This is a genomic window from Sutterella sp., from assembly GCF_030539355.1.
In the GTDB taxonomy this organism is placed as follows: Bacteria; Pseudomonadota; Gammaproteobacteria; order Burkholderiales; family Burkholderiaceae_F; genus Sutterella.
Window position 1 is genome coordinate 1 of sequence record NZ_JAUNSF010000151.1, and the last position, 4,779, is coordinate 4,779.

General features: G+C 65.6%; 2 protein-coding genes and 1 pseudogene. All 3 read right to left on the reverse strand.

The window, feature by feature from the left end; all coding sequences use genetic code 11:
* Positions 1 to 99: 99 nt before the first annotated feature.
* A pseudogene (locus tag Q4F91_RS12840) lies at positions 100 to 792 on the reverse strand (autotransporter outer membrane beta-barrel domain-containing protein); the annotation flags it as partial.
* Positions 793 to 810: 18 nt separating this feature from the next.
* Positions 811 to 3,543, reverse strand: a complete 2,733-nt coding sequence (locus Q4F91_RS12845) for a hypothetical protein (RefSeq protein WP_303338126.1) — start codon at positions 3,541 to 3,543, stop codon at positions 811 to 813.
* The gene (locus Q4F91_RS12850) at positions 3,540 to 4,163 is read right to left on the reverse strand and encodes an ESPR domain-containing protein (RefSeq protein ID WP_303338127.1); all 624 of its coding nucleotides are present in this window, start codon (positions 4,161 to 4,163) and stop codon (positions 3,540 to 3,542) included. The genes Q4F91_RS12845 and Q4F91_RS12850 overlap by 4 nt, the downstream gene beginning before the upstream one ends.
* Between the last annotated feature and the right edge of the window lie 616 nt (positions 4,164 to 4,779).

Genomic DNA, 4,779 nt, shown 5'->3' on the forward strand with positions numbered 1-4,779 from the left:
TTTTTTCACTGCAGAAAGGGCGGCGCCTCAGCGGCACCGCCCCGGGATTGCCCCTCCGGAGCCTGCGTGGGAGGTCGCCGGCCCGGATGAGAGAAGGTGTCAGAACTTATAGCGGAAGTTGGCCGTGACGGCGTAGTTATCCGCGTTCTCGCTGCCGGTGTAGGAGAGCCCCAGACCCATGCCGAAGCGGTCCTTCTCGGCGGTCACCCCGAGCTTCGCGGAGTAGTTCCAGCGGTCGAGGACCTCGGTGGAGACCGTCGCGGCATTCGTGACACCGCTGAACTTCACCGTCGTGTCGAGATGCTCGTCGCCGAGCACCGGAATCACCGAGAGATCAAGCACCGGTTTCACGACGGTGCCGTCCGCAGCCTTCAGAGCCTTCGAGAACTGCACGCCGATCGGCACTTCGGCATAAGCCTTGGTGACGGAGTCGGAATGCAGCATGGCGACGCCGGCCGAGGAGGCATCCGTGCCGTGGATCTTGACGAGGTTGAAGCGCGCGCCGAAGTAGGGAGCGATGTCGATGCAGTCGGTCTCGAACGTGTACTTCGCCTTCGCTCCGGCCGAGAAGATCCTCGACTTCGCGTCCGCCGTGAAGCGGCCGGCGGTGTTGCTCTGCTCGACGTCGCCGTCGACATAGCCGAAGGAAACGTCGCCGACGATGGCCCACTGACCCGCGAGACGGCCGAAGTAGCCCGTCACGCCGTAGTAGCTGTAGTCCGTGCTGGTCTTGTCGAGGCTGCCCTCGGAGTCCACGTCGCCCGTGCCGAGGTTCAAGGCGATGCCGAGCCTCGAGCTCTCGCCCGCGGCCTAGTCGACGCCCAGAGCGACGCCATAGAACTGCGCATCCACGCCGGTCGAGAAGTGACCCGCGCCGAAGCCGTCGCTCTTCGTCTTCGAATAGACGTGCGACACCCAGGCGACGGTCGAATCATCCGCGAAGGCGCCTGCGGCCGGAGCCGGGGCCTGCGTGTCCGTCATCGTGATCGAGGCGTCGGCGAACGCCCCAGCGAGCGAGAAGGCCTGCGACGAGCCGTTGAGCCGCACCACGGCGGGCGAGGCCGCGGCGGTGTTGAAGCCGAGACGGCTCTCGGTCATGCCCGTGATGATCCCGACCGTGGCGACCGAGCTCTGGAAGACGCCCGACTGCGCGCCGATGCGTGCGACCGACTCGATCGCGCGGCCCATGTCCTCGGAGGAAGAACCGCTCTCGAGCATGCCGACGATACAGCCCGCGCCCGTTGCGTCCGAGGCCGAGGCACCGCCGCCGTTCAGCTGAGCGCTGATCGCGGAGGCGAGGGAGTCGGACAGGTACTCGGTGAGCGACGACGTGCCGGAGCTCGAGAGCCCGAAGGTGATCGTGCCGTCCTCGGCGACGGAGGCGGCATAGAGGGTGCTGCCCGTCAGGATCGAGGCGGGATCGGCGGCGGAGAGGCTGCCCTCGGCCACTTCGATCACCGTTGCCGTGTCGATCTTGCCGACGCTCGTCAAATCAATGAGACCGCCCGACTCGGCGACGATGTCGCCGGTGACGCGGATCGTGTACGTATTGTCGGATTCGGAGAGCGCGCCGTCGCCCACGACCACCGTGCCGCCGGAGCCGACGGTGATCTGACCGGCTGCAGCGGCGGTCCCGGCCGCGCCCACGGTGATGCCGTCGCCCGCCGAGAAGGTCGAGTCCTCGGCGACGTCATCGATGTACAGAACGGCCGCGACCGACGACCCGAGCGACTCCTGGACCTCGGCGAGCGTGGTCGAGGTGGTGTCACCCACATAGACGAGGCCGCTTGAGATCACGGACGCGTCGCCGTCCGTGAGGGCGAGCGAAGAGAAGGCCGCCGTGCCGGTGCCGGTTACCGAGATGGAGCCGGTCGTCGCGCCTGCCGTGGCGAGAACGCTCGAGCCCGCGCCCGTGACGGCGATGCTCTCCGCCTCGAGCCTGGTCGAGGTGAAGCTGCCGCCCGCCGAGACCGAGAGCTTCGTCTCGATGTCGGCCGTCGTAACGACCGCGGTCGCGTCGCTCGAAACGGCGACGCTGCCCGTGGCCGTGAGTGCGCCGGCCTTGCTGGTTTCACCATCCGCGAGGCCGAGGGAGGCGCCGTTCGTGATCTGAAGGTCGCCCGTCGTAACGCCGCCCTCGGCCACGACCGACGAGGTCGAGCCGTCGATGTCGGTTCTGCCCGTGACTTTCGTCTCCCCGCTCGAGGCGAAGTCGGCGCCGGCAGTCACGGTGAGGTCGCCCGCGATCGTGGCCGACGTGGCGTAGACCTTGGAGTCGGTTTCGCCGTCGCCGCTGTAGACGCGCAGATTGCCGGAGTTGGCGTCGTCGGAGCGCAGATAGGTCACGATCTCGACGCCGTCATCCTCGGAACCGACCTGTGCGCCGCCGTAGACGTCGACGTAGTCAGCCCAGAGGGCCTCACCGGTGAAGGTCGTGCCGCTGCCGCGGATGTGCGCGGTGCCCATGACGTTCGTCGTTCCGGTGCTCGCATAGTTCGCGTCGTTCTCAACCGTCAGGGTTCCGTTCACCTTTGCCGAGGCGACGTTCATCGAAGAGTCGTCGACGCGGAGGTTGGTGCCGGTCGTGACGGCGTCCGTGCCGGCGGCGTTCCCGAGCGCCGTGAAGGAGGAGCCCTCGGTCACGGCGAGCTCGGTGGCAATGTTCGTGATGGTGACGGCGACCGAGCTGCCCTTGACGATCGCGCCGCCCGAGCCTGTCGTGAGAGTGCCCGCAGAGATCTGATCGGTGTCACCGTTAACGTATCCAAGCGAAGCGCCTGCCTCAATGACGATCGTCGTGGTGGAGAGCGCGGTCGAGACAACGGACGAGTCTTCGCCCGAGATCAGGGTCGAGCCAGTCACCCAGGTATTGCCGGTCGAGGAAAAGTCGCCGCCGCCTGTGACGGAGAGCGTCCCGTTGATGTTCGCCGTCGAGGCATAGAGCTTCGAGTCGCTGCCGTTGCCGTCATCGCCCTTGACGCTGACGCTTCCGGTGGTCGTCTTTTCGGAACGGTTGAAGGTGTAGATCGCAACCTCGTTTCCGACGGAGCCCACCTGGGCGCCGCCTTCGACGCTGATGTAATCGGCCCAGAGTTTAGCGGCGTAGAAGGTTGTTCCGCTGCCGCGTATCGTGGCATCCCCCATGACGTTGACGGTCCCGTCACCGGTCCACTTCGAGCCCGTCTCGACAGTGAGGTTCCCGTCGGTATAGGCTGATACCGTGTCAACAGTTGATACCGAGACGGTGATGTTTCCTCCAACATCAGGTGCCGTTGCGGTGGAACCGTTCCCCAGAACCGTAAGGCTCGAACCGCTCTGCATGAGCAGGTTCTCGGTGACGTTGGCCGTCGTGACGATGGCCTTGCCGCCCGTGGTGATCGTCGCTCCTCCGGTTCTCGTGGTGAGCGAACCCGCCTTTGCGTTCGTTACGACACCGTCGATGTAGCCGAGGGAACCGTAGTCGGTGATCTCTATGTTGGTGGTGGAGAGTGAGGCCGCGACGATGGACGAGCTCTCGCCCGAGACGTTTGTCATGCCGGTCATGTAGGTCTTGCCCGTGGACGAGAAGTCGCCGCCCGCCGACGCCTGGAGCTTCCCGGTGATGCTCGCTGTGCTGTCGAGTCGGTGCCGTTTGCGGAGCCGCTCACGACGATGTTGCCGATGGTCCCGTACTTCGTCGACGTGCTGAGCGCGACCTCGCCCGTGATTCTCCCGCCCTCGGTTACATAGATGTAGCCCGCCTTGAGCGAGTCGGCGGTGAAGGTGGATCCTTCGCCGAGGATCTGCACCGAACGGTTCACGGTCGTCGCGGAGTCGCCCGCGTACGTGCCGCCGGTCTTGATGGTGAGAGACCCGAAGCCCGCCGCGACCCCGCTTTCAACCGTGACCGTGGCGCCCTCGTTGACGTGGCCTTCTCCGCTCACGGTGACGGTGTCCTTAAACGTGTCCGACTTGCCCGTGCCCGAGAGCTGATAGCTCGTCCTTGAGAAGGGCTCGTCATAGGTCGTTGCGCCGGCAATCGGCGCGCCGGCGAGGAGCGTCGCCGCCACCGCCGCGGCGAGCACGGTGCGCGTTCCCTTCTTCTGCACGGAGCCGGTGAGCTCGTTCACGATCATCAGCGCCCCGCGGGCCTTCGAGAAGACGATTCTGTATGTGCGGTTCATAAACACCTCCCAGCGTGTTTTCCCGGGAGTCGCGGCGTCTGCATGCCGCTTCTTCTCAAAGCTTCCCGTCGAGTTAAACCGACAGACCCGGAGGTGCCTGGAAAGGCATATTTCCGAGTCGTGTATACAAATCAAATTACCGCCCCGGGGGCATTCTGTCTACAGGGACTAACGCTGACGCGGTCGAATTTGTTTACAAGGCGGAAGGGCAGGGGCGGCGTGACGGCGGCCGGGGAGGGTCTGTTCCCTTTAAAGCGCCGGAAATCAAGGAACGGGACAGGGCGGTGTTGCCGCCGCGCAAGAGACTGTTTTGCAGAGTTCAATGACAGAACGGCCGCTCCTCCCGAGGCCTGAAGAGACTCGGGGAGGAACGGCCGGCGCCCTGTTTTCCGGACGATGCCGCTTCCGGGCCGGCGCTTTCACCGGCCCGGAAGATCAGAGGAGACTCAGAACCTCCAGCGCAGTTCCGCCCCGCCCGTGACGGCCGCGCCGTCGCCGTGCGTGAGTTCGCCCTCGAGCCTGACCGCGGCGGTGAAGCCCTTTTCGTTCGCAAGCTCAAGCCCGCCGCCGATGAGCCAGCGGTTGCGGTCGTTCCAGTCGACGCGCTGCGTGTAGG

Coding starts and splice junctions, on each gene's coding strand:
- Q4F91_RS12845 (WP_303338126.1), bottom strand. CDS start 3,543: ATGACCGGCATGACAAACGTCTCGGGCGAGAGCTCGTCCATCGTCGCG.
- Q4F91_RS12850 (WP_303338127.1), bottom strand. CDS start 4,163: ATGAACCGCACATACAGAATCGTCTTCTCGAAGGCCCGCGGGGCGCTG.